Source organism: Paenibacillus amylolyticus, assembly GCF_047302515.1.
Lineage (GTDB): Bacteria > Bacillota > Bacilli > Paenibacillales > Paenibacillaceae > Paenibacillus > Paenibacillus amylolyticus_G.
In genome coordinates this window covers 1,815,513-1,840,993 of record NZ_CP168019.1, presented here as the reverse complement: position 1 = coordinate 1,840,993, position 25,481 = coordinate 1,815,513, and the positions used below count along the sequence as shown (strand labels likewise).

The 25,481-nt window shown below is 44.8% G+C and carries 25 protein-coding genes and 1 riboswitch; of the genes, 3 read left to right on the top strand and 22 right to left on the bottom strand.

Annotation, left to right across the window (positions count from 1 at the left end; all coding sequences use genetic code 11):
- Nucleotides 1–6: 6 nt before the first annotated feature.
- The 9 genes from ACDJ59_RS08135 to pdhA form a co-directional block, all read right to left on the bottom strand.
- A complete protein-coding gene (locus tag ACDJ59_RS08135) occupies nucleotides 7–2,346 on the bottom strand; it encodes a DNA topoisomerase 3 (RefSeq protein ID WP_413408294.1) in 2,340 nt (779 codons plus the stop codon).
- Nucleotides 2,347–2,471: 125 nt separating this feature from the next.
- A complete protein-coding gene (locus ACDJ59_RS08130; RefSeq protein WP_036613667.1) occupies nucleotides 2,472–2,963 on the bottom strand; it encodes a Fur family transcriptional regulator in 492 nt (163 codons plus the stop codon).
- A gap of 231 nt (nucleotides 2,964–3,194) precedes the next feature.
- Complete coding sequence (locus ACDJ59_RS08125) at nucleotides 3,195–4,682, bottom strand: glutamate synthase subunit beta (protein ID WP_036673826.1); 1,488 nt, start codon at nucleotides 4,680–4,682, stop codon at nucleotides 3,195–3,197.
- 616 nt (nucleotides 4,683–5,298) lie between these two features.
- Nucleotides 5,299–5,787 carry a dihydrofolate reductase gene (locus ACDJ59_RS08120; RefSeq protein ID WP_413408291.1) on the bottom strand — a complete coding sequence of 163 codons (489 nt, stop codon included), beginning with the start codon at nucleotides 5,785–5,787 and terminating at the stop codon, nucleotides 5,299–5,301.
- Nucleotides 5,788–5,837: 50 nt separating this feature from the next.
- Complete coding sequence (gene thyA, locus ACDJ59_RS08115; protein ID WP_339297114.1) at nucleotides 5,838–6,632, bottom strand: thymidylate synthase; 795 nt, start codon at nucleotides 6,630–6,632, stop codon at nucleotides 5,838–5,840.
- 477 nt (nucleotides 6,633–7,109) lie between these two features.
- Nucleotides 7,110–8,525, bottom strand: coding sequence for a dihydrolipoyl dehydrogenase (lpdA, locus tag ACDJ59_RS08110; protein ID WP_036613658.1), 1,416 nt, complete (start codon nucleotides 8,523–8,525; stop codon nucleotides 7,110–7,112).
- 3 nt (nucleotides 8,526–8,528) lie between these two features.
- Entirely contained in the window at nucleotides 8,529–9,845 is a 1,317-nt protein-coding gene (locus ACDJ59_RS08105; RefSeq protein ID WP_413408289.1) for a dihydrolipoamide acetyltransferase family protein, read from the bottom strand.
- Nucleotides 9,846–10,021: 176 nt separating this feature from the next.
- On the bottom strand, nucleotides 10,022–10,999 hold the full coding sequence (locus tag ACDJ59_RS08100) for an alpha-ketoacid dehydrogenase subunit beta (protein ID WP_074095465.1): 978 nt from the start codon (nucleotides 10,997–10,999) through the stop codon (nucleotides 10,022–10,024).
- 101 nt (nucleotides 11,000–11,100) lie between these two features.
- Nucleotides 11,101–12,168: a pyruvate dehydrogenase (acetyl-transferring) E1 component subunit alpha gene (gene pdhA / locus ACDJ59_RS08095; protein WP_017688072.1), complete on the bottom strand. Its 1,068-nt coding sequence runs from the start codon at nucleotides 12,166–12,168 to the stop codon at nucleotides 11,101–11,103.
- A 256-nt stretch (nucleotides 12,169–12,424) separates the two neighbouring features.
- Here pdhA and ACDJ59_RS08090 point away from each other — a divergent pair, with 256 nt between their 5' ends.
- Entirely contained in the window at nucleotides 12,425–13,159 is a 735-nt protein-coding gene (locus ACDJ59_RS08090; protein ID WP_413408288.1) for an alpha/beta hydrolase, read from the top strand.
- 158 nt (nucleotides 13,160–13,317) lie between these two features.
- Here the strand turns inward: ACDJ59_RS08090 and ACDJ59_RS08085 are convergent, their stop codons facing one another.
- Complete coding sequence (locus tag ACDJ59_RS08085; protein WP_413408287.1) at nucleotides 13,318–13,794, bottom strand: low molecular weight protein-tyrosine-phosphatase; 477 nt, start codon at nucleotides 13,792–13,794, stop codon at nucleotides 13,318–13,320.
- 1 nt (nucleotide 13,795) lies between these two features.
- On the bottom strand, nucleotides 13,796–14,497 hold the full coding sequence (locus ACDJ59_RS08080; protein ID WP_413408286.1) for a trimeric intracellular cation channel family protein: 702 nt from the start codon (nucleotides 14,495–14,497) through the stop codon (nucleotides 13,796–13,798).
- A 182-nt stretch (nucleotides 14,498–14,679) separates the two neighbouring features.
- Between ACDJ59_RS08080 and ACDJ59_RS08075 the strand changes: the two genes are divergently transcribed.
- Both ACDJ59_RS08075 and ACDJ59_RS08070 read left to right on the top strand, forming a co-directional pair.
- On the top strand, nucleotides 14,680–15,321 hold the full coding sequence (locus tag ACDJ59_RS08075; RefSeq protein ID WP_413408285.1) for a thiamine diphosphokinase: 642 nt from the start codon (nucleotides 14,680–14,682) through the stop codon (nucleotides 15,319–15,321).
- 296 nt (nucleotides 15,322–15,617) lie between these two features.
- Nucleotides 15,618–16,118: a C40 family peptidase gene (locus ACDJ59_RS08070; protein ID WP_341007868.1), complete on the top strand. Its 501-nt coding sequence runs from the start codon at nucleotides 15,618–15,620 to the stop codon at nucleotides 16,116–16,118.
- A gap of 108 nt (nucleotides 16,119–16,226) precedes the next feature.
- On the opposite strand, the gene ACDJ59_RS08065 is transcribed toward ACDJ59_RS08070, so the two are convergent.
- The 11 genes from ACDJ59_RS08065 to ACDJ59_RS08015 all read right to left on the bottom strand — a co-directional run bounded on the left by ACDJ59_RS08065 (nucleotide 16,227) and on the right by ACDJ59_RS08015 (nucleotide 25,437).
- Nucleotides 16,227–16,931: a winged helix-turn-helix domain-containing protein gene (locus ACDJ59_RS08065; RefSeq protein WP_413408283.1), complete on the bottom strand. Its 705-nt coding sequence runs from the start codon at nucleotides 16,929–16,931 to the stop codon at nucleotides 16,227–16,229.
- Nucleotides 16,932–17,050: 119 nt separating this feature from the next.
- On the bottom strand, nucleotides 17,051–18,100 hold the full coding sequence (locus tag ACDJ59_RS08060) for a ThiF family adenylyltransferase (RefSeq protein ID WP_413408282.1): 1,050 nt from the start codon (nucleotides 18,098–18,100) through the stop codon (nucleotides 17,051–17,053).
- The gene (locus tag ACDJ59_RS08055) at nucleotides 18,097–18,864 is read right to left on the bottom strand and encodes a thiazole synthase (protein ID WP_289392812.1); all 768 of its coding nucleotides are present in this window, start codon (nucleotides 18,862–18,864) and stop codon (nucleotides 18,097–18,099) included. Before ACDJ59_RS08055 ends, ACDJ59_RS08060 begins: the two co-directional genes overlap by 4 nt.
- Before the next feature lie 2 nt (nucleotides 18,865–18,866).
- A complete protein-coding gene (gene thiS, locus ACDJ59_RS08050; RefSeq protein ID WP_036613636.1) occupies nucleotides 18,867–19,070 on the bottom strand; it encodes a sulfur carrier protein ThiS in 204 nt (67 codons plus the stop codon).
- Nucleotides 19,067–20,239, bottom strand: coding sequence for a glycine oxidase ThiO (gene thiO / locus ACDJ59_RS08045; protein WP_413408280.1), 1,173 nt, complete (start codon nucleotides 20,237–20,239; stop codon nucleotides 19,067–19,069). The genes thiS and thiO overlap by 4 nt, the downstream gene beginning before the upstream one ends.
- Nucleotides 20,240–20,256: 17 nt before the next feature.
- Entirely contained in the window at nucleotides 20,257–20,919 is a 663-nt protein-coding gene (locus ACDJ59_RS08040) for a thiamine phosphate synthase (RefSeq protein WP_413408279.1), read from the bottom strand.
- A 226-nt stretch (nucleotides 20,920–21,145) separates the two neighbouring features.
- Nucleotides 21,146–21,255, bottom strand: a riboswitch (TPP riboswitch).
- Between the two features lie 74 nt (nucleotides 21,256–21,329).
- Entirely contained in the window at nucleotides 21,330–22,880 is a 1,551-nt protein-coding gene (locus tag ACDJ59_RS08035; protein ID WP_036673842.1) for an ABC-F family ATP-binding cassette domain-containing protein, read from the bottom strand.
- Between the two features lie 138 nt (nucleotides 22,881–23,018).
- A complete protein-coding gene (locus ACDJ59_RS08030; RefSeq protein ID WP_413408277.1) occupies nucleotides 23,019–24,002 on the bottom strand; it encodes a hypothetical protein in 984 nt (327 codons plus the stop codon).
- The gene (locus ACDJ59_RS08025; RefSeq protein ID WP_338706303.1) at nucleotides 23,989–24,540 is read right to left on the bottom strand and encodes a hypothetical protein; all 552 of its coding nucleotides are present in this window, start codon (nucleotides 24,538–24,540) and stop codon (nucleotides 23,989–23,991) included. Before ACDJ59_RS08025 ends, ACDJ59_RS08030 begins: the two co-directional genes overlap by 14 nt.
- Nucleotides 24,537–24,935, bottom strand: coding sequence for a hypothetical protein (locus tag ACDJ59_RS08020; protein WP_339282956.1), 399 nt, complete (start codon nucleotides 24,933–24,935; stop codon nucleotides 24,537–24,539). Before ACDJ59_RS08020 ends, ACDJ59_RS08025 begins: the two co-directional genes overlap by 4 nt.
- A 16-nt stretch (nucleotides 24,936–24,951) precedes the next feature.
- Nucleotides 24,952–25,437 (bottom strand): hypothetical protein, encoded by a 486-nt coding sequence (locus ACDJ59_RS08015; RefSeq protein WP_036673846.1) that lies wholly within the window; start codon nucleotides 25,435–25,437, stop codon nucleotides 24,952–24,954.
- Between the last annotated feature and the right edge of the window lie 44 nt (nucleotides 25,438–25,481).

The following is a 25,481-nucleotide window of genomic DNA, read 5'->3' as shown; positions in this document are numbered from 1 at the left end:
CTAAGATCAAGCATCCTGCTTCTCGCCAGATAATTTGCCTGTTACCACATCTTGCAAAATAATACGTGCTTTCACCGTACTCCCGTCTTTTCGTTTGAACGACAATACTTGTGTACTGCCCTTCTCAATCAGCGATTTTAACATCGTACTGGTGATTTTTTTGCCCGCATACTCTTTCCAGACCACAAATGAACAGCCTTCCTTGAAACGTGAGCATCCATAACCCTTCTTGCCCTCTATAATCTGACCCGTGCAACCGGGAGAAGGGCAAGGTGCTAGTAACTCTCTCACTCCGGTTGGGCTCGCAGTTGAAGATGGTGCCTTGGTGGCCGTGCTTTTCCCACTGCCAACTCTCGATGAAGATGCCGTAGCCTGACGGGACGTTTTTACAGTTGAACCGCCACTAGCCGTCTTGGCAGATGTCCTTGTATTGCCTGCCTGGGTTCTGGCTCCTTTACCTTTCCCCCTGCCTGCCCTTGAATCTTCCCCAAATGCATCTGCTGGTGCTGGGGCTTGTACACGCACTTTCTCAATGATGGACAAGGTGAATTTCTTGACGTTCTCCATGAACTTGTCCTGACCCGCCTCACCTTTGGAAATCTGATATAACCTTCTTTCCCATTGCCCGGTCATCTCAGGTGAAGTTAACAGATCTACACCCGCGCGACGAATCAACTCAATAGCCGTTCTGCCTTTGAGCGTTAACTGCATTTTCTTCCCTTGCAGCGTAATGTAACCTACGTTTTTGAGACGCTCAATTGTAGCCGCACGTGTAGCCGGGGTACCCAGGCCACTATCTTTCATCGCGTCTCGCAGCTCTTCATTCTCGATCTGCTTGCCTGCACTCTCCATCGCTTTCAGCAATGTTCCCTCGGTATAACTTTTGGGAGGTTGAGTCGCCTTCTCCTTGAACTCACTCTTCGTGCATTGAACAGGCAATTCAGGTTGCACACTAAAAGCCTTGTCCGTCCACTCTTCAGCTTCCTCTTCCTCATTGCCGTTTTTCTTGGTCTTCTTCTTGCCTGCACCGCCCTGTTCCTGATCTCCAGAACCGAGAACCACTTTCCATCCGAGGGACAACAGCTCTTTGACAGATGTCTTAAACTGATGTTTCTCCACTTCGGTGAGCACGGTATGTTGCTTATACTCCGCCGGAGGATAAAAGTGAGACAAGAAACGTCTGACAATCAAATCATAGATGTTCTGCTCATCTTTGGATAAGGTACCTGGTCGTTTCAAAGTAGGTAGGATCGCATGGTGATCCTCAACCCTGCTCGGATTACATACCCCTTTATTATTCTTATGAACAAGCTCTGGCTTGGCCCCTTGCGCAAGCTCACTATAGGTACCATTTTTAAGCAGGTTTAGTGTTTTGTGCATACCTTCAATATTCTGTTCTGTAACATAGTTGGAGTTTGTCCGCGGATACGAAATTACCTTGTGTTTTTCATACAAGGCCTGTGCAATATCCAGTGTTTTTTTGGCTCCATATCCAAACTTGGCATTGGCTTCACGCTGTAAAAGGGTCAGGTCATACAAACGATACGGATACTCCTTCGTCTGCTTTGCTTCGTATTTGGTAATCTGCCCTGTCTTGCCCTTCACACTGGCTGCAATGGCCTCTGCTGCCTCCGCATCGGTCAACTTATCTCCCTGACGCAGCCCCCGGTACTCGACACCTTCCTGCCGAAACCAGGCGGCTACTTCATAAAAGGTCTGTGACTGGAACGCTTCAATCTCTATTTCACGATCGTAGATTAGCGCGAGTACCGGCGTCTGCACACGGCCTACAGACAACAATGCATTATGGCGGGTTGTAAACGCCCGTGAGGCATTCATGCCTATCAGCCAATCGGCTTCACTTCTGGCACGAGCAGCATGGGTCAAATTTTCAAATTCAGAGGCATCCTTCAGACCATCAAAACCACGTCTAATGCTCTCTGCCGTCAAATCCGATATCCATAAACGCTTTACAGGCTGACGCAGCTTCAATTGCTGTTGTATGAGGGCGAAGATGTACTGACCTTCTCTCCCTGCATCGCAAGCATTAACGATCGCTGAAGCCCGTTTTGCCAGTTCTCCAATCATTTTAAGCTGATCTTTAGTCCTCGGATTGGGTACAATCTTGAACTGATCGGGTATGATCGGCAGGTCCGCTATATTCCAACGTTTGTACTTTGTATCATAGGCATCCGGTTCAGCCAGTCCAAGCAAATGCCCTATCGCCCAAGTGATGATGTAATGTTCACCCTCCAGGTACGTGCGATTGTTCTTGGCCTTTGGTTCTATGACGGCGGCAATGGTTCGACCCATATCGGGTTTTTCCGCTATAACCAGTGTCTTCATCCGTCCATCTCTCCTCCTTCACCGTCCGCATGACGGCAAAAAGGGGCATTCCGCCGACGGAAGCCCCTTGCTTCTGAAACTCATTATATCAGATTTTGGATTCGGGAGCACCTTCCCGAAATGAATTATCCTGCTGCTTGTTCCTTTAATACATGCTTTTGTCTGCACTCTTTGCATACACCTTGGAAATCCAGACGATGATCCGTAACAGCAAAGCCATACTGACGCTCGATTTGTTGTTCCAAACGAAGCAGACCATCTTCCATAATCTCTTCTACTTTACCACATTCTGTACAGATCAAATGATGGTGGTGATGGGAACCGTCTGTACTTCGCAGATCAAAGCGCGCAGCGCCGTCACCAAAGTTAATCTTTTCAACGACCTGAAGGTCACTCAGCAGTTCGAGAGTGCGGTATACGGTAGCTAATCCAATCTCAGGGAACTGCTCCTTAACCAGGAGAAATACTTCCTCTGCGCTAAAATGGTCCTTTTCATGTTCAAGCAATACACGTACAGTAACTTCCCGTTGTTGTGTTAACTTATATCCTTTTTCAACCAATTGATTTTTAATGTGAAAGATCTGTTCTGAAATGGACTTGTCCCGGTTACTTGCCATAGCAGGTCGCACCTCCGATTTATATTCATTGAAATTTACTTTTATCGTACGGATTCATGGTTTCAGTTAATCCTTATTTATAATCATTATAATATAATAATAAATCTTTATCACTTAAAAAGCAATGATATTGCTCACACTTACATGAAATATGTAGTCAAATTGGTTAAAATAACAGCAAACAACCCTCGCTGATCGCGAAGGTTGTCATTGATAACTTGTTCTATACTTTTACACCAGAACCGAAGCACCCATCAAGTATTTGTCCACTTCACGTGCAGCCTCACGGCCTTCATTAATTGCCCATACAACCAAACTTTGACCACGACGCATGTCACCTGCTGCAAATACTTTATCCACATTGGTGTTGTATTTGCCGTAACGTGCCTTAACGTTTGTGCGACGATCTGTTGCAAGTCCCAGTTGCTCTACCAACGTTTGTTCCGGTCCATCAAAACCAATGGCAATCATGGCCATCTGAGCCGGGAATACACGCTCTGTACCTGGAATCGGCTGATAAATCTTGCGACCAGTCTCATCCACAATACGCTCGATCTGTACTGTATGCAATTCTTTGAGGTTCCCCTCATCGTCTCCGACAAATTTCGTTGTCATGATGGAGAACTCACGCGGATCTTGACCAAACAACGCTTTGGCTTCCTCTTGTGCATAATCAAGTGTGTATACGTTCGGGAATTGCGGCCAAGGATTGTTAATGCGATCACGTTCCATAGGCGCTTGTGTATGCGTACCGAATTGAGTGATCGTACGACAACCATGGCGCAGCGATGTAGCCACACAGTCAGATCCTGTATCACCGCCACCAATGACGATAATATCTTTATCTTTAGCGGACAGATATTGACCATCTTCCAAGTTGGAGTCCAGATAACTCTTAATACTGCCATTCAGGAAATCCATTGCGTAATGAACGCCTTTCAAGTCGCTGCCTTCAATATTGAATTCACGCGGCTTCGTTGCACCACCGCACAATACAACAGCGTCATATTCATCCACCAGTTGTTGTGCTGCAATATCTTTACCAATCTCGGTGTTCGTAATGAATTGAATGCCTTCTGCTTCGAGCAGATCAACACGACGTTGAACTACGTTTTTATCCAATTTCATCGTTGGGATACCGTACATCAGCAATCCGCCGACACGGTCCGAACGCTCATATACGGTTACCGAGTGTCCTGCTTTATTCAACTGAGCCGCAGTAGCTAATCCCGCTGGACCTGAGCCTACCACAGCTACACGTTTACCCGTACGTTTTTCAGGAGGTTGGGGAACCACCCATCCTTCTTCGAAACCTTTTTCAATAATTGCTTCTTCAATCGTTTTGATGGTTACAGGCTGACCAATTAAGCCAACTGTACATGATCCTTCGCAAGGAGCTGGACAGACGCGACCTGTAAACTCTGGGAAATTATTCGTTTTGTGAAGGCGCTCAAGTGCTTCTCTCCACAGTCCGCGATATACAAGATTATTCCATTCTGGAATCAGGTTATGCACGGGGCAACCTGACGTGCCGCCAATCATATCTATACCTGTATGGCAATACGGGGTACCACAATCCATGCATCGTGCACCTTGTGTTCTGAGCTCTTCTTCAGCCATGTGTTTATGAAACTCTTCCCAATCCTTAATCCGCTCCGCTGGCTCACGATCTGTTGGCAGTTGACGTTTGTATTCCATAAATCCAGTAGGTGTAGACATCTTACGTTTTCCCCCATCCGTTCTTGTCTTAATCCCTTCATGTGCATGGTTCTATATGAAATGGATTACTCATTACTTGAGTTTTTGTATATTGTATCACAAAATCTTCTCGAAGATATTTCAATTATAGTAGCATTTACTGTGCTGAATATTAAATGGATTATCCGCATAATTATTTGTATTTTATACATCATATCTTTCAAGTCTACCCATGGTCAATACCCTTATTTTGGTGTTAAATGTGGTTTTGAACTGCGAAATCTGGTGTGTGTTAAAGAAACAAAAGGTCGAAACGTTAAGTAAATGTCAGATAATTTGTCATCAAATTCAACATATTTTGCTATAAATCGTTCTCAATTCCGAATATCAGACCTGTTTTAGGGCTTCACAACGTTAAAACCCCAAAACTTTTACACTTTTTTACTGTTTGCTGCTTGGCCGTATGTATAATATACATAAATACCAATTACTCATGTTATATTAATGTTATATGTATTCCAATTTAAACAAGTGACTCATTTTTTTATAAAGAAAAGACGCTGTTCACGAATATTTCGTAATCAGCGCCCTCTAATCATACAAATACGACCGAAGTCAGGAATTTCTTATGCCACATTTACCGTTTACGTTCGTAAAATTCGAATGTATACGCATAAACATTTTTTTCATCCTGTTCGCCTTCAATCTGTTCAATCAGTTCCCATTCGGACCAATCCACTTCAGGGAAAAATGTATCTCCCTCAAAATTCTTATGAATTTTGGTCACTACAAGACGATCTGCAAGTGGCAGGAACTCACGATACACTTGGGAACCCCCAATTACGCACAGTTCCTCACCTTTGGTTACACTCAGACCCTCTTCAATCGTATGTACGATTTCAGCCTGTTCCACCTTGTAGTTCAGATCTCTTGTCACTACGATATTACGACGCTGAGGAAGCGGACTACCGCCAAAAGATTCCCACGTATTACGTCCCATGATAATTGTTTTGTTCAGCGTACGTTGTTTGAAAAAGGCCATATCCTTGGGTAAACGCCATGGAATCGAATTATTTAATCCGATCACACCGTTCTCCCCCATTGCCCATACCAATTCAATACTCAAGGGTAATACACTCCTTCAATCCAAGTCTCTTATCGAGATTGAACACGTAATTAAACTGCAATTGGAGCTTTAATGCCCGGATGATGCTGATAGTTCTCAAACTCAAAATCTTCAAACTTATAATCAAAAATAGAATCCGGCTTACGTTTGATTACCAGCTTAGGTAAAGCATAAGGTTCACGCTCCAGCTGAGTTTTAACCTGATCAACATGGTTAGAGTAGATGTGAACATCCCCTCCAGACCAGATGAAATCACCTACCTCAAGATCACATTGCTGGGCGATCATATGAGTCAAGAGCGCATAACTCGCGATGTTAAACGGCAATCCGAGGAACGTATCCACGGAACGCATCGTAAGCATACATGATAATTTACCCTCTGCAACGTAAAACTGAAACGCAAAATGACAAGGTGGAAGCTTCATATTATTGATCTCAGCCACATTCCATGCGCTGACAAGGTGACGACGTGAATCCGGATTATTTTTGATCGAATCAATGACTGCGGCGATCTGATCAATTTTGTCTCCGTTTGGTGCTTCCCATGTGCGCCACTGCGAGCCGTATACCGGACCGAGATCCCCATTTTCGTCCGCCCAATCGTCCCAGATCTTCACACCGTTTTCTTTCAAATAAGATATATTGGTATCGCCACTCAAAAACCACAACAGTTCATGAATAACCGATTTGAGATGAATTCGCTTGGTTGTTACCAGCGGAAATCCTTCGGAGAGATCATAACGGAGTTGTCTGCCAAATACAGATTGTGTTCCTGTTCCTGTACGGTCTCCTTTATGCACGCCGTTGTTCAGAATATCCTGCAATAAATCGAGATAGTTTTTCATGTTGATATCCCCTCACTAAAGAATATTTACACTTACCACTCCGATGACAGAACAACCTTCCGATCGCTGTTATCCCCAGATTTTTTTGATTTCCTTTTCCAAAGGTAAAATCCGGGGATAAAGGCGAAGCGTATGCTTCCGATGCAGCTTTCCTTCAGAAAGCTTTTAGCTCCGCTTCTTCAGGTTTTTTCTGTCCTCTACGTTCTCGTGTAAAAGGTTAGTTTAACTAAATATATAGACCGTGATTGGCTAGGAGCCACATCATAACTGATCATTACTACAGTGTACCACAATTGAGTTGTTGGATAAAATCAATTCACTGAAACTTATGAGCATGTAAATTTTCATCATATCACATACACGAGTATCTTAAATTTCTCGGCTCTTGCTCAGAAAAAAGAGACGAATAACGCGTTAGCGTCATTCGTCTCTTCCGATATACGTATAATGCCGGACGGATCCGAAGCTTAGATGATCTTAACGGGAGATGATGTGGATCGGGTGACCCATAACCAATTCCGCAGCTTCCATCACGATTTCGCCCAAAGTTGGGTGAGCGTGAATAGTGAGAGCCAGATCTTCCAAAGTAGCGCCCATTTCAATTGCCAAACCAAGCTCAGCAATCAAGTTGGAAGCTTCAAGACCTACGATTTGGCAACCCAATACAAGGCCGCTTTCTTCGTCAGCTACGATTTTCACGAAGCCTTCAGCGTGGTTCAAAGATACAGCACGGCCATTACCCGCATAAGGGAATTTACCAGCTTTTACTTTGTAACCTTTTTCTTTAGCTTCTTTTTCAGTGTAACCTACGCTGGAACATTCTGGATCTGTGAACACAACAGCTGGCATACATTTGTAGTCAACTACAGATGGTTGTCCTGCGATTGCTTCAGCAGCCACTTTACCTTCATAAGAAGCTTTGTGTGCCAGAGCCAAGCCAGATACGATGTCACCGATAGCAAAGATGTGAGGAATGCTGGTACGACCTTGGTGGTCAACTTTGACAAATCCACGCTCGTCAACGTCAACACCAATCATATCGAGACCCAGTTCTCCATCTGTGTTTGGACGACGTCCAACAGTTACCAGCAGGTAATCTGCAGTTACTTCTTTGGACTCACCATTTACAGAGTACTTAACAGTTACATCTTTATCCGTTTGCTCAGCACTTTCAGCTTTTGCACCCGTTACGATTTCGATGCCTGTTTTCTTCATGTTTTTAGCCACGAGGCTAGTCATGTCTTTATCGAAACCTGGCAGTACTGTATCCAAACCTTCGATGATTGTTACTTTCGCACCGAATTTGGAGTACATTTGACCAAGCTCAGCACCGATATATCCGCCACCGATAACGATCATGCTTTTTGGTACTTCAGGCAAGTTCAGAGCTTCTGTCGAAGACAGAATGCGTCCGCCAAACGGGAAAGGTTTCAGTTCGATTGGACGGGAACCTGTTGCAATAATTGCATTTTTAAATTTATAACGTGGAGACTCGTGGTCATTGAATACACGAGCTTCGTTTTCGTTGATGAACATGCACTCACCGTTGAAAACTTCAACTTTGTTGCCTTTGAGCAAACCAGCTACGCCGCCAGTCATTTTCTTAACAACGCCGTTTTTGAACTCTTGAGTTTTGCTGAAGTCCACTTTTACGTTCTCAGCAGAGATACCAAAAGCTTCACCGTGAAGTGCAGACTCATATTGATGCGCAGCAGAAATCAGGGCTTTGGATGGAATACATCCACGGTTCAAACAAACACCGCCCAGTTCGGATTTGTCTACGATCAATACGCTTTGGCCCAGTTGAGCAGCGCGGATGGCAGCTACATAGCCGCCAGGACCCGCACCAATTACTAATGTGTCGATATTGAGAGAAGCATCGCCTACTACCATATCTTACACCTCCATAACAAGCAGCTCAGGGTTAGCGAGCAGCTGTTTAATGTAATTCATAAAGTTTTGTGCTGTTGCGCCATCGATGATACGGTGGTCAAAGCTCAGGGAAAGAGCCATTACAGGTGCTGCAACTACTTCGCCATTTTTAATCACTGCTTTTTCGCTGATGCGTCCTGTTCCAAGAATAGCAACTTCAGGGAAGTTGATGATTGGAGTGAAGAACATACCGCCAGCAGACCCGATGTTACTGATGGAGATTGTGCTTCCTCTCATTTCATTCGCGCTCAATTTGCCCTCACGACCACGAGCAGCCAGATCACGGATAGAATCAGCAATCATCCAGATGGATTTACGATCAGCATCTTTGATAACAGGAACGATCAAGCCGTTGTCTGTATCTGTAGCGATACCGATGTTGTAGTATTTTTTGTAAACAATTTCGTTAGCTTCTTCATCAATCATAGCGTTCAGAGCCGGGAATTGGCGGGAAGCCGCAACCAGTGCTTTAACGATGAATGGCAGATAAGTAACTTTTGTTCCTTTTTTCTCTGCAATTGGTTTCATGCGAGTACGGAAAGCAACCAATTCAGTTACGTCCACTTCGTCCATGATTGTAACGTGAGGTGCTGTGTAAGCCGATTTAACCATTGCATTAGAGATCGCTTTACGGATACCTTTGAATGGTACGCGCTCTTCTTCAAGGTATTGATCAGCTGCTGCTGGTGCTGCAGATTTTTTCTCTTCTTGAGCCGGAGCTTCGGAAGATGCCGCTGCGGAAGAACCGCCACCGTTTTTGAAGGATTCTACGTCTTCTTTGGTTACTTTACCGTTGTTGCCAGTGCCGTTAACTTGAGCGATGTCTACACCTTGTTCGCGAGCAAATTTGCGCACGCTTGGTGTTGCCAGAACGTCTTTGGCAGGTACTGCCGGAACGCTGTTATTGCCGCCTTCTTTAGCTGCATCCGTGCTGGAAGCTGCTGCAGAAGAACCGCTTGTGTCAGCTCCGCCTTGAGCTGCATCTTTCTCTTGCTCGCCTTGATCGCCAGCAGGAGCGTCGTCTTGCTCAGGAAGTTCGCCTTCTGCATCGATGATCGCTACAACTTCACCAACGTGGCAGACTTGACCGTCTTTAGCGAATACTTCTGTAACTGTTCCGTTAACCGGACAAGGTACTTCTACAACCGCTTTGTCATTCTGTACTTCCATGATGATGTCATCGTCAGTTACTTTGTCACCGACTTTGATGTGCATCTTGATGATTTCGCCTTCGTGTAGGCCTTCGCCCAATTCAGGGAATTTATATTCAAATTTAGCCAACTGAAAAACCTCCTTGATTATGTGCTCAATCCTGAAAACAACCCTTAACTCCAAGAAACAACTGTTACTGCTAATGCAAATAACTGTTACTCAAGGGGCTAATGGCTGTTTACAGTGCAGCTTGCGCTGCGGTGTGAATCACCATACTGCGCCTTGCGGCATGTCAGATGATTAAATTAGAAATTTACGACTTTATTAACCGCAGCAACGATACGTGCTGGGTTAGGCAGCCAAGAATCTTCGATTTGTGCAAAAGGATATACAGTATCCGGACCAGCTACACGCAGAACCGGTGCTTCCAAGTGCAGGATTGCTTTTTCATTGATTTGGGCAATGACTTCAGCTGCAACACCTGCGCTCTTTTGAGCTTCCTGTACAACAATTGCACGGTTTGTTTTCTTAATGGAAGCAACGATGGTATCGATGTCGATCGGGCTAACCGTACGAAGGTCGATAACTTCAACTTTGATTCCTTGTTTTTCGAGTTCTTCTGCTGCTTTCACAGAAGTGTGAACCATCATACCGTAAGTAATGATCGTTACATCGGAACCTTCACGAACAACGTTCGCTTTGCCCAACTCAACAACGTAATCTTCTTCAGGCACTTCTGCACGGAAAGCATGGTACAAGTTCAAGTGCTCCATGAAGAATACAGGGTCGTTATCGCGAATAGAAGCGATCATCAGACCTTTTGCATCGTAAGGGTTAGAAGGAACAACGACTTTGATACCTGGTGTTTGCGTGAGCAGACCTTCCAGGGAATCTGTATGCAATTCTGCCGCTTTTACGCCGCCACCGAATGGTGTACGGAATACGATTGGAGAATTGTATTTTCCACCGGAGCGGAAACGCATACGAGCAGCTTGCACTACCATTTGGTCAAGGGCTTCGAAGATAAAACCAACGAATTGGATCTCAGCAACCGGACGGAAGCCTTGTACACCCAGACCTACAGCTAGACCACCAATAGCGGACTCAGCCAATGGTGTATCAAATACACGCTCTTCGCCAAACTCTTTTTGCAGACCTTCCGTTACACGGAAAACGCCGCCTACATTACCTACGTCTTCACCGAAAAGCAGAACGTTAGGATCACGTTTCAACTCCACGCGAAGCGCATCACGGATTGCTTCTTTCATGTTCATTTGTGCCATTTGCTTCATTTCCTCCTTAAACATTGACAGTTCACATTTGAATTCGTACATGTATACCGGGACATTAAAGTCGCGGATGTTTATGCTTTATCGGAAAAAACTTATTGGAAATCAGCTTTTTGCTCTTCCAAGTGCTTAGGCGTTTGTTCGAACATGCTGTCGATCAAGCCTGAAATCGTCATTTTCTCGGTTTTTTCCGCTTTTTTGATCTCTTCATTTACTTTAGCTTTTGCTTCTTCTTTCACACGTGCTGTATCTTCTTCAGTCCAAAGACCTTTTTTCTCCAGATATTTAGCGAAACGTGCGATAGGATCTTTAGCAGACCATTCTGCCTCTTCTTCTTTTGTACGATACTTGGAAGCATCATCCGAAAGGGAGTGAGGACGGAAACGGTATGTTACTGCTTCGATCAATGTTGCGCCTTCTCCATTACGTCCGCGCTCAGCAGCTTCCTGAACAGCTTTGATAACAGCGAAGATGTCCATACCGTCAACTTTAACACCTTTGATACCTGCTGCTACCGCTTTGTGAGCGATGGACAGAGCTGCTGTTTGCTTAGCAAAAGGAGTAGTGATGGCATAACCATTGTTTTGTACAAAGAAGATAACAGGCAGTTTGTATACACCAGCGTAGTTCAGACCTTCATAGAAGTCACCTTCAGAAGAACCGCCATCACCTGTGTACGTGATAACAACTTGTTTTTGTTTCTTCAATTTGTAACCCATAGCGATACCCATTGCATGCAGAATTTGTGCACCAATGATGATTTGTGGCATCAAGACATTAACGCCATCTGGAATTTGTCCACCATGTTGGTGTCCACGGGAGTACAAGAATGCTTGATAAAGAGGAAGTCCATGCCATACGAGTTGCGGAATGTCACGATAGCCAGGACATACAAAGTCTTCTTTTTCAATTGCAAATTCACTACCAACCATTGTCGCTTCTTGACCAGATACTGGAGCATAGAAACCAAGACGACCTTGACGGCCCAGGTTTACTGCACGGTCATCCCAAGTACGAGTAAATACCATGCGGTACATAATTTCTTTTAATTGATCATCGGAAAGTGTAGGCATCATGTCTTTGTTAACAATTTCGCCGTCAGGAGACAGCACGGACAGAGCTTCTACATCCTCTGTATACACTTCATAAGGAACCTTGCTCATTTTTTTCTTCACCTCAACAAAAAATTTGAATATCAAGTTCCGCTGTTATAATATTATTATACACCTGTTTCACTCCATACGTCAAAGAAATCCGTAATTTTTTTATGTTTCCTGCCGGATTGTATGTATAACAGGGGCTTAATATTGGTATAACAGCATAATACATGATTGCGTGTTTGACCTAACCCCGCACAAGGGTAATCTTACCGTATTGCGCGGTCGAATGCAAAAAATTAACCGAGAAAGGTGACGTTTTATGACGGATTCCCGCTATTTGAAACGCACGATTGTGAAGGAAGAGATTGAAAGTCGCTATCTCGGAGAGAAGCGAACGCTCCGTATTTACCTTCCTCCGGGCTATAACGAATTGCTTAGCTACCCTGTCGTTTATTGTCAGGATGGCGAAGAATTTTTTAATTTCGGACGAATTGCTACAACAGCTAACCAAATTATTCTGGACGAAGGAGCCGAACCTTTCATTATTGTAGGGGTTCAGGTCGATGTGTCTGTGAGAACGAAGGAATATGCTCCATTTGGAGATCGGTTCAAGACATATACCGCTTGCTTCGCTGAAGAGATTATTCCCTATATAGAAGAGAAATATCCTGTGCGTCCATCTCCGCAGGAACGCATTCTTGCCGGAGACTCGCTCGGTGGCAGTGTTTCGCTTCATCTCGCTCTGTTATATCCGGATCTGTTCACACGTGTGATCAGCATGTCTGGCGCCTTCTACTCTGCTTCACAGGAAATCTATGCCGCAGCTGAAGATCTGTCTTGGCTCTCGATCTGGATGATCGTTGGTTTGCAGGAGACTGATTTTGAGGCAGACACGGGTACGTATGATTTTGTTCAATTAAACCGGGATACTCGAGAATTGCTGGAAAAACGTGGTGCCCTCGTCTCCTACCAGGAGAAAGACGGAAAACACCAATGGGGTTTTTGGCAGAAGGAGTTGCCCGAAGCATTACTTTATTTTCTCCAGGAAAGATAAAAGGACCACTTTAACAGGCGGCTGAAATGCCGCTGTTGTTTTTCATTTTAATGACACCGCTTACAATTGTAACCTGAAAAAGAAGCAGGATATCCTGCTTGCTTTATGTGCTCTGATCCTGCTTCTTTGTCGAATTACAAATTAAGCATGAATTTCGTTTACTTTTTAGGCAAGGAATGTTCCGCTTCAATCTTACTCAACAGAACATCGCAGCCTACGTTAACCAGCTCGTACACCTCTTCAAAATTGCCTGTGTAATATGGGTCAGGTACTTCTCTGAGTTTTTCCTCGGGAAGCATGTCCATGAACTTGATGATGTCCGCCTCAGCTCCGCCTGGAACGTTGCGCACATTATCTGCATTGGAATTATCCATACACACAATGTAATCAAATTGAGTAAAGTCTTCGCTGGCGAACTGTCTTGCTGCCATGTTGGCATAAGAAATCTGGTACGAATCAAGCAATTTTCGCGTCCCTTCATGCGGAGGTTTACCAACATGCCAGTCCCCTGTACCTGCTGAGTCCACACGAATCTGATGTTCAAGCCCCTTCTCCAGGACTTTGTGACGCAAAACAGCTTCAGCCATTGGTGATCTACATATATTACCCAGACATACAAACAACACATTAATCATATTAATCCCCCTTGCTTAACGTACCTTGAAGTACCGACGATGTTGGCTGTGGCACAATACTCTCCGGCTGAGGACTGACGTTTCCGGTCTCAGATGGCACCAACGAACGACGTGGCAGTTTCCATTTATAATGTACAGAACACATCCGGAAGAACACAACCGCCGCGAAACAAAATAATAATCCAGCATTCGTTGTTAACCAACCCATACCTATAACAAAACCGGCTGTCATTGCCCATACAGCATAGATTTCGTCACGTAATACAAGCGGTTTACGTCCAGCAAGCACATCACGAATAACGCCTCCACCAATACCGGTCATTACTGCTGCAACGATAACTGCGCTAATGGGATGTCCCATGTTCGCCGCGTATAGCGCCCCTTGAATTGCAAATGCTGCGAGTCCGATTGCATCAAACAACGCCTCTGTTCGCTTCCAGTGACTAATCCACTTGAGAGGTAATATAAACGCAATCGCTACAGATACTAAGGCTAACATAATAAGTGATCCCTGACTCCACAGTGTCGTTACAGGTATACCTATAAGTACATTCCGGATAATCCCGCCTCCGAATGCCGTGACAAGTCCAAGCACTAGTACACCCAGAATGTCATACTCCTCTTCCATTGCCACGAAGGCACCGGACATTGCAAATGCGATAGTGCCTATAATGCTGAATACTTCAAAAATGTGTAAGTCCAACCTGTTCAAACCTCACTTTTCAAGTCATCTCCATGTCGCTCTACCCATTGTATCCGCGAGCACTTAAATTGTGCAACCACATTTTGTGGATTATACTGGTTTGGTGAATATATTTGTACAGGTTCCAACATTAGATTTGAACCATGAACTATTTTTCTCTGAATTAGGAAGGATGAAATAAAATGACGGTGAAACGGATTGTTATTTTTACAGGCGGAAACCTATCTGTAGAATTACTTCAGGAAATACGAGAAGATGATATGATCATCGCGGCCGATCGCGGTGCATTATTTTTAATTGAACACGGCATTCAGCCACACATTGCAGTAGGAGACTTCGACTCCATTAATGAAGAGGAACGTATCATTGTAAGCAACAATAGCATTCGTTTCATTACATGTGACCCTGTTCATAAGGATCTTACTGATACAGAAATGGCTTTTGAGACAGCGCTAGATTACGAACCTTCTCACATCTTAATGTTAGGTGCTACAGGTACACGTATGGATCACACACTCGCCAATGTACATATCATGGTTCGCGCGATGCAGCATCATATCTCCTGTGCCATTCAGGACAAGCACAACTACATGACACTGACCACATCTAAAGCTGTGGTTGAGCACCGTGACTATAAATATGTTTCTCTGCTCCCCTTGACTCATGAAGTTACAGGAATAACTCTAGATGGTTTTATGTATCCGCTAGATCAAGCCACCATACGCATGGGACAATCCTTGGGTGTAAGCAACCAGCTCTTAGGCTCCTCCGGTACAGTCACTATCGATAGCGGCTTATTACTGATTATTCAGAGCAAAGATTGAATCTACTCGTATGCTTTGTAGTTATTTATTACGTTTTTGTAACCAGTGATTCAATGAAGAAAATAGGTTCACACATAACAAAGACCCTTGATATTCAAGGGTCTTTGTTGTTTCATCATTATTCTTCATCCGTCAACGATTAATTTTTTGACATTTTTAATCATATTTTAATAAACATACCCAAACCATTGCGGCGCAAGAGATTACACTTCCCTATCCAATTTCTAGGCTGTTACAAAGCTGTTATACTCGCTCTAGCAACTTAACGAAAACGAATTTTGGAGGTACTAACTAATATGAAAACAAACATCTTTGTCCAAAAGGCCGTAACCGTCGGGTTGTGCGCTACACTAGGTTTTGGAGCTGTATTAATGACTAACGCACCTGTTGCACAGGCAGCAACTGCTTCTGTATCCACAGGTCAACAGATTGTTAACTATGGTAAACAATTTACTGGAACTCCATATAAATTTGGTGCTTCAACCTCAACAACCAAAGTTTTTGACTGCTCTTCTTTTATGAAATATATTTTCAAAAAGTATGGTGTAGACTTGCCGCGCACTTCCGTGAAACAATCCAAAGAAGGCACAGCTGTGTCCAAAGCTAATCTGCGTGTCGGCGACCTGGTATTCTTCTCCAGCGGTAGCCGTTCTACCGGTTCCAATGTCACTCACGTAGGCGTTTATGCGGGAAATGGTAAGATTCTGCATACGTACGGATCTCCAGGCGTAACCCTCTCTGATCTGGACTCTGGTACTTGGAAGAGAACGTATGTTAAAGCTCGTCGTGTACTCTAGAATCACATCATAGCTAATCAGTAAGGACCGGAGGTTACTATCCGGTCTTTTTTTTACCCTCTTTTTGCCACACTTTAAACTGGTGATTCATGGAACTAACTTCATAATCTAATTTCTATCATGCAACATATAACCGATCCCACGCACAGTATGAATCAGTTTCACACTTCTTCCCTTATCCACCTTAACCCTCAGATGTTTGATATACACATCCACAACGTTGGTATCCATCGCATATTCATATCCCCATACTTCCCGTAAAATATCACTCCGGGTACATGCTTCATTCACATGCAGGGCCAGGAATTCCAGCAATTCGTACTCTTTTGGCGTTAATGTCAGGTATTCACCCGCACGATTTACCCGTCTTGAACGCAAATTCACTTTAAGATCATGAACTACAATTACTTCTTCGCCCTCTGGTGTTGCATTCGCAAAAACACGCAACAAGTTTCGTATTCTGGCAAGCATCACGGTCATGTGGATCGGTTCCTCCATCACGTCATTAGCTCCGTAATCCAGCCATTCCACGATGAACTGAGGAGATGCATTTGAAGTAATAACCAGTAGAGGTATAACCTGACCTTTATCTAACCATCGTTTTAATTCTAATTTCTGATCCTGGCCACAATGTTTCGTCCCCTCTTCCCGGTCTACCAGGATGATCAGGTTAATATGCAACAACGAAGGCTCGACGGATTGGTTTAGTTCGGACCACTCCATTCGGTGCACCTCATACCCTTCGCTACATAAAACATCCTGAATAAGGCTGACCTGCTCTCTTGCTCCAATCAGCAAAATGGCTGTTTTCACTCTTTTTCACCCGGCCTGTCTCTATCCCCACTGCTCGCAGCAATGGTTGGTACAGATAGCATGCCGTAAAATGAAAAAGTCCATTCCCTCAAGGGAACAGACTTTGCTTCTTTCTTGCTTTAACCAAAGTAGCGATGGACGAGCGTACGTGCTTCAGCTGTGTCTTTTGTTCCGTGTACGAGGACACGTCCATCTTGGAAAATGACCATTCTATAGACTCCTGTTGTAAAAGAAACCAGAAACGGATTGGATTCCACTTTTCCTTCTTGAAGTCTATCCAGACGATCCGCCGTATGTTGAAGATCCAGATTCATACGCCGTGCAGGCCGGATCTGAACGGTATCCCTGCCACATAACACATCGGTTTTTTCCAGATTGGACGCAGAAAGATATGGATACGTTGCCGTATCGCTGCAGGAAGGGCAGTCTTGCTTTTTCGCACCATCCACATTGATGGATATGTATTCGTTCCTCCACACGTCAAATGACAATAACTTACGTCTCAATGCATTTGCATTGCCGCTAAGCAACTTCATCGCTTCTGCGGTCTGATTCGCCGTTACCATCTGTACGGCTTGAGGTATGATGCCAGACGTATCACAAGTATCTCCACCCAGAGGGACTTCACCCAGCAAACAATTTAAACATGGCGTATCTCCAGGCATAAATGTATAGGTAATACCGTAACTACCTACGCATCCACCATAAATCCAGGGAATACGGTGTTTCTGTGCCATATCATTAATAAGTAGTCGGGTATCAAAGTTATCCGTTGCATCCATGATCAAGTCTGTATGCTGAACGAGTTCTTCCAACTCATCTACTCTGACGTCCAACACTTTCCCTTCCACATGAACCGTGGAATTAATGGCAGATAAACGTTTTTCCGCCGCCATTGCCTTCGGTATCCGCTCAAGCGCGTCCTGTTCTACATATAATTGCTGCCGCTGCAGGTTACTCCACTCCACATAATCACGATCTACAATCGTTAAGTGTCCGACTCCTGAACGAACTAACGTTTCTGCAATTCCTGTTCCGAGTGCGCCAGCGCCTACAATTAAAACTCTGCTGCCCTTTAATCTGGCCTGGCCTTCCTTGCCAAGTGGCGCGTACCGTTCCTGTCTGGAATAACGATCGGCCTGTTCTGAGGATGTTAATTGATCTGTCATGTATGAACCATTCCTTCCACCGGACTACTGGCTGCTGCATAACGCTTTACGGGAATCATGCCTGCCTCATATGCCAATCTACCTGCTTCTACCCCCAATCGCATCGCTTTAGCCATGCTCACTGGATCCCCTGATCCCGATACGGCTGTATTTAACAATACGCCATCTGCACCAAGTTCCATCGCATAAGCAGCATCTTTTGGGGAGCGCAACCCTGCATCCACAATCACAGGTACAACGGCCTGCTCAATGATGATCTCAAGGTTGTAGGGATTGATGATGCCTCTGCCAGCTCCGATGGGAGAAGCGCCAGGCATTACAGCATGTACGCCAAGCAATTGTAGCCTTTTGGCCAGAATGACATCATCCGAAATATAAGGCAATACCGTGAAGCCCTTTTCAAGCAAAATTTCGCAAGCCTTGTACGTTTCAATCGGATCTGGGAGTAACGTCATTCCATCTCCGATGACTTCGACTTTTATCATATCACAAAGTCCTGAAGCCCGCGCAAGCTCGGCAATTCGCACCGCCTCTTCCGCATTGGAAGCTCCAGCCGTATTCGGAAGAAGAGTGTATTTGTCCAGATCCAACGTATCCAGGAAATGCTTCTGATTACGCTCCTCCAGATTCAGACGACGAACAGCAAAGGTCAAAACTTCCGTTTCAGATGCTTCCACAGCCTGACTTTGCACTTCCAGATCCGAAAACTTGCCTGTTCCGAGCAACAATCTGGACTCAAACGTATATTTACCAATGTTCAACATCATCAACCGCCTCCTACAAAATGTACAATCTCGATTCGATCGCCTTCTCTTAATGCCGTCGTTTCATGATACTCACGGGTTAAAATATGCTTGTTCAGCTCTACAACTACAGTCTTGACTTGCAAATCAAAAGATTGGAGTAATTTATCCACACGATTCAATCTGTCTTCAATCTCCATCCGTTGACCATTAACGATGATATTCACTGCACCACTCCCTTTCTGTTCAATCGCTCAGGGCTCAGCGCCTCAATTCCGAGTTCTTCTGAGCTTTTGCCAGCGAGCAACTCAGCGATAAGCCTGCCTGTTATCGCACTAAGCAAGATACCGTTGCGGTAATGTCCAAAGGCGGCGAACAACCCGGGTATACTCTTGCAAGCACCTATATAAGGCAGTCCATCGGGAGTTGCCGGTCTTACGCCTGCCCACGCTCGTATAAATTGTGCTTCCTTCATCCCAGGCACCCAGTGGGTAGCCGCTGTTAGCAGCTTCTGAACACCCTGTACAGAAACGGTCAAATCCGTTCTGCCTGGCAGACTGGTTGCCCCAAGCCAAACCTCTCCATTGGCTTTGGGAACAATATAGATATCCTCTGCATACACCGTTCTGTCAGGTCTGTACCCTGCATGTTCATCCGAGAACTGAACAGCGGCTATTTCACCTTTTACCGACCACACAGGCAAGCTCAGATTCACATGTCTCATCAACTCTTCACTCTGTAATCCAGCCGCTATAATGACATGTTTGCATCTCATCTCACCGATCGATGTGGTGATCCCCTGCACGCCGTGTTCGTTTGCTTGCACACGTATATTCTGTATGTCCTCCATAACCCGTGCTCCCAATGCTTGAGCGGATTCAGCATATGCCTTCGTTAGATGGACTGGAAGAATCTCACTCTCGTAAGGTCTGTAGTAGGCTCCGTACGTATCTCTGTTAAGCCATGATGCCTCCTGTTGCACAACGGAACGGTCCCACCACACCTCATCAGCAGAAGCAGACAACGCAGACTTCCGATTGTCCTTATAACTACTTAATTCACTGTATGAACAAAAAGGAGTTAGGAATCCCTGGCGTTGCAGACCAGTCTCTACCTCACTGAGTGTAGCCATTAGCACCTGTTGCTCGATAAGTAACTGTCTACTCTGCCTGGCGAGCTTAGCCATCAAAGGATGAGCAAAATCCTCACTGTCTGCTGCCAGCATCCCAGCCGCTGCGCAAGAAGTCCCTCCTGCAATCGCCGAACGCTCCAGTAACAGCACATCCTGTCCACGGGAAGCAAGCTCATACGCAATGGCACATCCAACAACGCCTCCGCCTACAATAATCGTTTCTGCATAAATCTTATCCGGTCTATCAGTAATGATCTTTTTCATCCTCTCATCTCCTTGATTCAGCGGCTCAAACTTTCTGTAGCAACGATAGCCTGCCTTAATGATTCAGCGGCCCGATCCGGGGAATCGCTCGCCCATACATTCGAAATCACAGCGACTCCCTGTGAGCCTGCAGAGCGAATAGCGTGAATGTTTCCCGGTTCGATGCCCCCAATCGCCATGACAGGAATGGAGACACCAGAGCACACTTCAGCCAGAGCATATAATCCTCTTGGTTCAAGATCAGGCTTACTGTTGGTTGAGTAGACATGCCCGAAGAAAAGGTAATCGGCTCCCCGTTCTTCAGCGATTTTTGCCTCATCGATTGAATGAACAGATACACCCAGACGAAGTCGCTGGACATTGCTTATAACAGCAGGGTTGTAGTTACGTATAGCCTCTTGCCCCCAATGTACACCGCCATAGATGTCATTCTGTGGTGGCAGTTCTGAACCATTGATAACGATGCGACAAGACGGAACGCCAACACCACGCAGACTTTCAGCCCAACCGATCTTTTGTTGCCACGAGAGTTGTTTCTCTCGTATATGGATGTAGTCCACCCATGGCCAAACGTCCTTTGCAGCTTTTACAAAAGATGCTTGATTCCCGACACCCGTAGATACAACATGCAGTTCAAATGATCCGTGTACACGTTCATGAGAAATTACCGTACTTTTCATCTCCTTCCATGCGTGAATGCTATGAAAACACAAAAAAGCCACTCCCGTAGGGGAGTGGCTGCGTATTAATTATAGGACCAGATGACTGACTGATACATACAGTTCATTTCGTGCAATAAAGCTATAGACCTTATAGCCATAACGTTATACACGCAACTGCATGTTTCAATTTACTAAGCAAGACGGTTGAATTCTTTCGAATTGCCGTTTGCTCACGTCATTCACTGAAACGCGCTCGCCACTTCCCTACGCTGGTATGATCCAGATCAGGTGCAAAGGGTCCGGAATCGCATTCTTCCATCTCAGCCGCATCGTGCGGCCCCCCTAGTGTTCATATGAAGTTGTAGCCTATGTTACCATAGACGGATTTTTTTGTCACCGTCATTTCTGTTAAACGTTGCTTGAATTGTCTAGTTTTTCTCAGACCATTCTTCAACATTCCATGTTTTCGTAACCCAACCCTCGTAGAAATCAGGTTCATGAGATACCAGCAACACCGTTCCCTTGAATTCTTGCAAAGCACGCTGCAACTCCGCTTTCGCTGTGACATCCAGATGGTTTGTCGGCTCATCGAATAAAATCCAGTTGCTTTCACGCATCAAGAGTTTGCATAAACGAACCTTGGCTTGCTCTCCACCACTCAGCATGTTAAGCGGACGGGTAATATGCTCATTTTTCAAACCGCAGCGAGCGAGATGACCCCGGACTTCATTTTGGGTCAAATGTGAAAACTCATTCCAGACATCCTCAATCGGCGTGATATTCCCAGCACGAACTTCCTGCTCAAAATATGCCGTTTCGAGATAATCTCCCAAAAAGGTTTTTCCACTGAGTGGAGATATTCTTCCCAAGATCGTCTTCAGCAGTGTTGATTTACCCACACCATTACAACCTACGATGGCAATTTTTTCACCACGTTCAATTGTCATTGTCATTTTAGGCAGCAAAGGATACGTATATCCAATTTCAAAATCAATGCCCTCAAAGACCGTTTTGCTGCTCGCGCGGGCATCCTTGAATTTGAACGTTGGTTTGGCCGCTTCATCTGGACGATCAATTCGTTCAATTCTGTCCAGTTGCTTCTCCCGGCTCTTCGCTCGACCAGAAGTTGAAGCACGTGCCTTGTTACGCTGAATGAAATCTTCCTGTTTCTTGATGTACTCTTGCTGTTTCTCGTATGCATCAATATGCTGGGCTTTATTCATATCAGCCATCTCGAGGAACTTGTTATAGTTCGCTGCATATCGCGTTAATTTGGCAAATTCCAAATGATAAATGACATTTACGACTTCATTCATGAATTCCGTGTCATGGGAGATTAAAAGAAACGCATGAGGGTAGTCCTTCAGGTAACGTGACAACCATTCAATGTGTTCTACATCCAGATAGTTGGTCGGCTCATCCAGCAAAAGGGCTGTAGGTTTCTCAAGCAGAAGCTTGGCCAGAAGCACCTTGGTACGTTGTCCACCACTTAGAGCTGCGACATCCCGATCCAGACCAATTGCGGACAAACCAAGTCCATTGGCCATCTCTTCCACTTTTACGTCAATCAGATAAAAGTCGCCCTGTTCCAGTTGTTCCTGAATATCGCCCATCTCTTCCAGCAACTGCTCCAGCTTATCTGGATCTGCATCTGCCATCTGGTCCGTTATATTCATCATTTCTTTTTCTAATTCAAGCAACGGAAGGAATGCATCTTTAAGAACGTCACGAATGGTTTTGCCTGGGGTAAGCTTTGTGTGCTGATCCAGATATCCATAACGGACCTTAGGTGTCCATTCCACTTTTCCACTATCTTTAAGCAATTTACCGGTAAGGATGTTCATTAATGTGGATTTACCCACACCATTGGCACCAACAAGTCCTACGCGCTCTCCGGCAAGTAAACGAAACGATACATTTTTAAATAACGTGCGATCTCCAAAATTGTGACTTACGTTCTCTACTGACAATAAACTCATAAGATGAGGTTGCTCCTATCTATTAGACATTACTTTTGTTATTGTTCCGAAACCCTATTCTAGCACAGGTCCCGTCTTTTCTGAAAGTAATGTAAACAGTTCAGGAACCTCTTACATGATTTTATCATACAGGCTACCCTAACGATTAGAGCATTTATATTCAAAATAGCCTTGTGCAGCTGCTTGTCTTGCGTCTGTAAACACCTCTTCAGCACGGTAACCATTACCACATGTGGAGGGGTAATAGTACTTGATACCCGTTAAAGGATCTACCCCACCTACGATGGCCGTTTTCTTCACAAGTCTGCCTCCACCGATCGCATAATTGTTGATCTTTTGGTCACCCACACCTATACCTTGGATAAAGGCCATAATCCCTGTATCGTTAATGGAGTTGTACCAATCTTCCTGCGCAATCAGGGGCATCGTAAACGTATAGGAAATACCGTTCTTTCTGGCAAACTCATTATGGCGGTTAATCACATCAGCCAGATCATCCTGTACAGCAGTCACAATCCGGCTTTGTCTAACTTGCTCAAATACGCTGGTATTCTGAAGTAAAGGAATCTGTGTGCTTGAGGCCAGTTCTTTTTGGAATCCCTCAATCCATTTCCCTGCGCTTGCGTCAAAGGCATATACGTAGTCGTCCAGTGTAAAGTTAATACTGTTACCATTAGAATCTGAATATGTATAAGGTTTCTTGGGACCCCACACTTGCCTTAAAGAATCTTCACGGTTACCTGTCAACTCTGTTTCTGTGGACAACATATAATAGCCATCATAATCCAGAATAACCACGGCAGGAATGTAATTAAACATGTTTCGAATAGCTGCAGGATCATTCTGAATCCCCATATTCAAAGCCATCGTCTGCGTAAATGTCAACAAGGCAAGCTCTTTGTCCGCTTTAACAAACTTGGTTGAATCATAACCTGCTTCATCATTTTGCTTCTCATTTTGATGCATCACTGCACCTGCATCCATGACTGCAGTTTGAAGTGCAGATCTGTATCGTTGGCCAAGATATTGAGCCTCCTCGGCATCTTGCGTATGGAGTGAGATGATCCAGAAGAGCGGGAAAAAGATCAGCACGAATACAATGGAAAGCTCAGTAATCTTCATTGAGGACCATACCTCCGTATGTTACAAATACTGCTGAAGCCTGAACCGTGCCACTCAACCATTCACGAATGAGCATGGAAGGTGTACGATTTGTATTTTGGAGCGTCACGGTGAAAAAATCCCCTGTCGTCAACGTATATCTTCGGCCAGGATCATCAACCGGTATCACACCTGAGGATGGGAATAGTCTTTCTCGAATCTGAGCTGCATAATATCCATCCTGCACCACTTCATAGGTCCCATTAAAACTGTTATTGTCCATCGGGTCTATATAGTGAGGTACATATTTCTTATGTAAATGTTCCATCGACACATCATACACATTGCCCGTCTGGGCCAGTTGCTCCTCAAAATCAGCCAACATTCGAGGTGAAATATACCCTTTCGTTCGGACAGCATCAACAAAACGTGTTACATTCTGAACAGCCGTCATACGTGCTATATCATCCTGCCGATCGGCTGTTTCAGCAGCTGGGTACACATAGAGCAGAAGGACTGCGAGCAATACGGCAAGCAGCTTGGATGCGGCATTAATCAATTCACACTCGCCTCCTTCCAAAAAACAATCTTGAGCAGTTCTCCAGTTTCATTTCGTATAAACTCTGGTCTGTAGGTGGCATCGAGCTGGACAGGAATCGTCGCTGTTTTGCTGACAAGTGGATCGATCACATACGAAGTTCCATCTACCTCCACAGGAATGCCTGTGCCTGTCATCTGTCTAACGGTATGCAACACTCCCGCTCCACTATACTGATACAGATTGGTGGTATGCAGTGTTGTTGTCAGCCGACCTTCCATGCCTGCTGTTGTCTGTACTCTGTCGTTCAAGGCCGCTGATAAAATCTTAACATTCTGTTGCCCGTACAGGCAGGCTGTCACAAACAGGACAACCGCCGTACAAAACAACATGAGATGCTGTGTATTCCTTGACATGTTAAACCAACTCCTGTCAGGATTGCTGGAAGATCAGCCCTCTTACCACGTTCGAACGGTCTTTTACGATAATGGCTTTGAATTTACCACTTGGATTGACATATTGATTTTCTTTTTCACTCATGGTCTGGTTAATAATCCCCACTTTATCGTCGGGTGCAATAACCGAGCCGTAGTCCGCATTATTGAGATCCTGTGAAATGTTTAATTGATTGCCGTACCATTGACCCGCTTTATTTTTACCTGTAATAACTTGAATACCGAACTGGTCCTTGTCCGCATATTTACGTAGTGCGTTGGTTACCTGAGATCCACTGATGGTTGTTCCGTCATACACCGTAAATGCGGCCTGAGACAACTCGGTTTGGATATCAGCAAAATTGTTCTGGGCCGTCTTGGTTGCCTCCTGAGCCGAAATAAACAACAGAACTACAATTGTGATCAAAGCGATTGTTAAGAATATCCCTGCTGCCACCTTTAAAGCACTTGATGCATTGTTCATGATAAATCCTCCCAAGTTATAAGTTATTAAACTATTTCAGACTG

What these genes read in the sequence shown, in the direction of transcription:
- ACDJ59_RS08135 (WP_413408294.1), bottom strand. Translation starts at nt 2,346, where the DNA reads ATGAAGACACTGGTTATAGCGGAAAAACCCGATATGGGTCGAACCATT.
- ACDJ59_RS08130 (WP_036613667.1), bottom strand. Translation starts at nt 2,963, where the DNA reads ATGGCAAGTAACCGGGACAAGTCCATTTCAGAACAGATCTTTCACATT.
- ACDJ59_RS08125 (WP_036673826.1), bottom strand. Translation starts at nt 4,682, where the DNA reads ATGTCTACACCTACTGGATTTATGGAATACAAACGTCAACTGCCAACA.
- thyA (WP_339297114.1), bottom strand. Translation starts at nt 6,632, where the DNA reads ATGAAAAACTATCTCGATTTATTGCAGGATATTCTGAACAACGGCGTG.
- lpdA (WP_036613658.1), bottom strand. Translation starts at nt 8,525, where the DNA reads ATGGTAGTAGGCGATGCTTCTCTCAATATCGACACATTAGTAATTGGT.
- ACDJ59_RS08100 (WP_074095465.1), bottom strand. Translation starts at nt 10,999, where the DNA reads ATGGCACAAATGAACATGAAAGAAGCAATCCGTGATGCGCTTCGCGTG.
- pdhA (WP_017688072.1), bottom strand. Translation starts at nt 12,168, where the DNA reads ATGAGCAAGGTTCCTTATGAAGTGTATACAGAGGATGTAGAAGCTCTG.
- ACDJ59_RS08090 (WP_413408288.1), top strand. Translation starts at nt 12,425, where the DNA reads ATGACGGATTCCCGCTATTTGAAACGCACGATTGTGAAGGAAGAGATT.
- ACDJ59_RS08085 (WP_413408287.1), bottom strand. Translation starts at nt 13,794, where the DNA reads ATGATTAATGTGTTGTTTGTATGTCTGGGTAATATATGTAGATCACCA.
- ACDJ59_RS08075 (WP_413408285.1), top strand. Translation starts at nt 14,680, where the DNA reads ATGACGGTGAAACGGATTGTTATTTTTACAGGCGGAAACCTATCTGTA.
- ACDJ59_RS08070 (WP_341007868.1), top strand. Translation starts at nt 15,618, where the DNA reads ATGAAAACAAACATCTTTGTCCAAAAGGCCGTAACCGTCGGGTTGTGC.
- ACDJ59_RS08060 (WP_413408282.1), bottom strand. Translation starts at nt 18,100, where the DNA reads ATGACAGATCAATTAACATCCTCAGAACAGGCCGATCGTTATTCCAGA.
- ACDJ59_RS08055 (WP_289392812.1), bottom strand. Translation starts at nt 18,864, where the DNA reads ATGTTGAACATTGGTAAATATACGTTTGAGTCCAGATTGTTGCTCGGA.
- thiO (WP_413408280.1), bottom strand. Translation starts at nt 20,239, where the DNA reads ATGAAAAAGATCATTACTGATAGACCGGATAAGATTTATGCAGAAACG.
- ACDJ59_RS08040 (WP_413408279.1), bottom strand. Translation starts at nt 20,919, where the DNA reads ATGAAAAGTACGGTAATTTCTCATGAACGTGTACACGGATCATTTGAA.
- ACDJ59_RS08035 (WP_036673842.1), bottom strand. Translation starts at nt 22,880, where the DNA reads ATGAGTTTATTGTCAGTAGAGAACGTAAGTCACAATTTTGGAGATCGC.
- ACDJ59_RS08030 (WP_413408277.1), bottom strand. Translation starts at nt 24,002, where the DNA reads ATGAAGATTACTGAGCTTTCCATTGTATTCGTGCTGATCTTTTTCCCG.
- ACDJ59_RS08020 (WP_339282956.1), bottom strand. Translation starts at nt 24,935, where the DNA reads ATGTCAAGGAATACACAGCATCTCATGTTGTTTTGTACGGCGGTTGTC.
- ACDJ59_RS08015 (WP_036673846.1), bottom strand. Translation starts at nt 25,437, where the DNA reads ATGAACAATGCATCAAGTGCTTTAAAGGTGGCAGCAGGGATATTCTTA.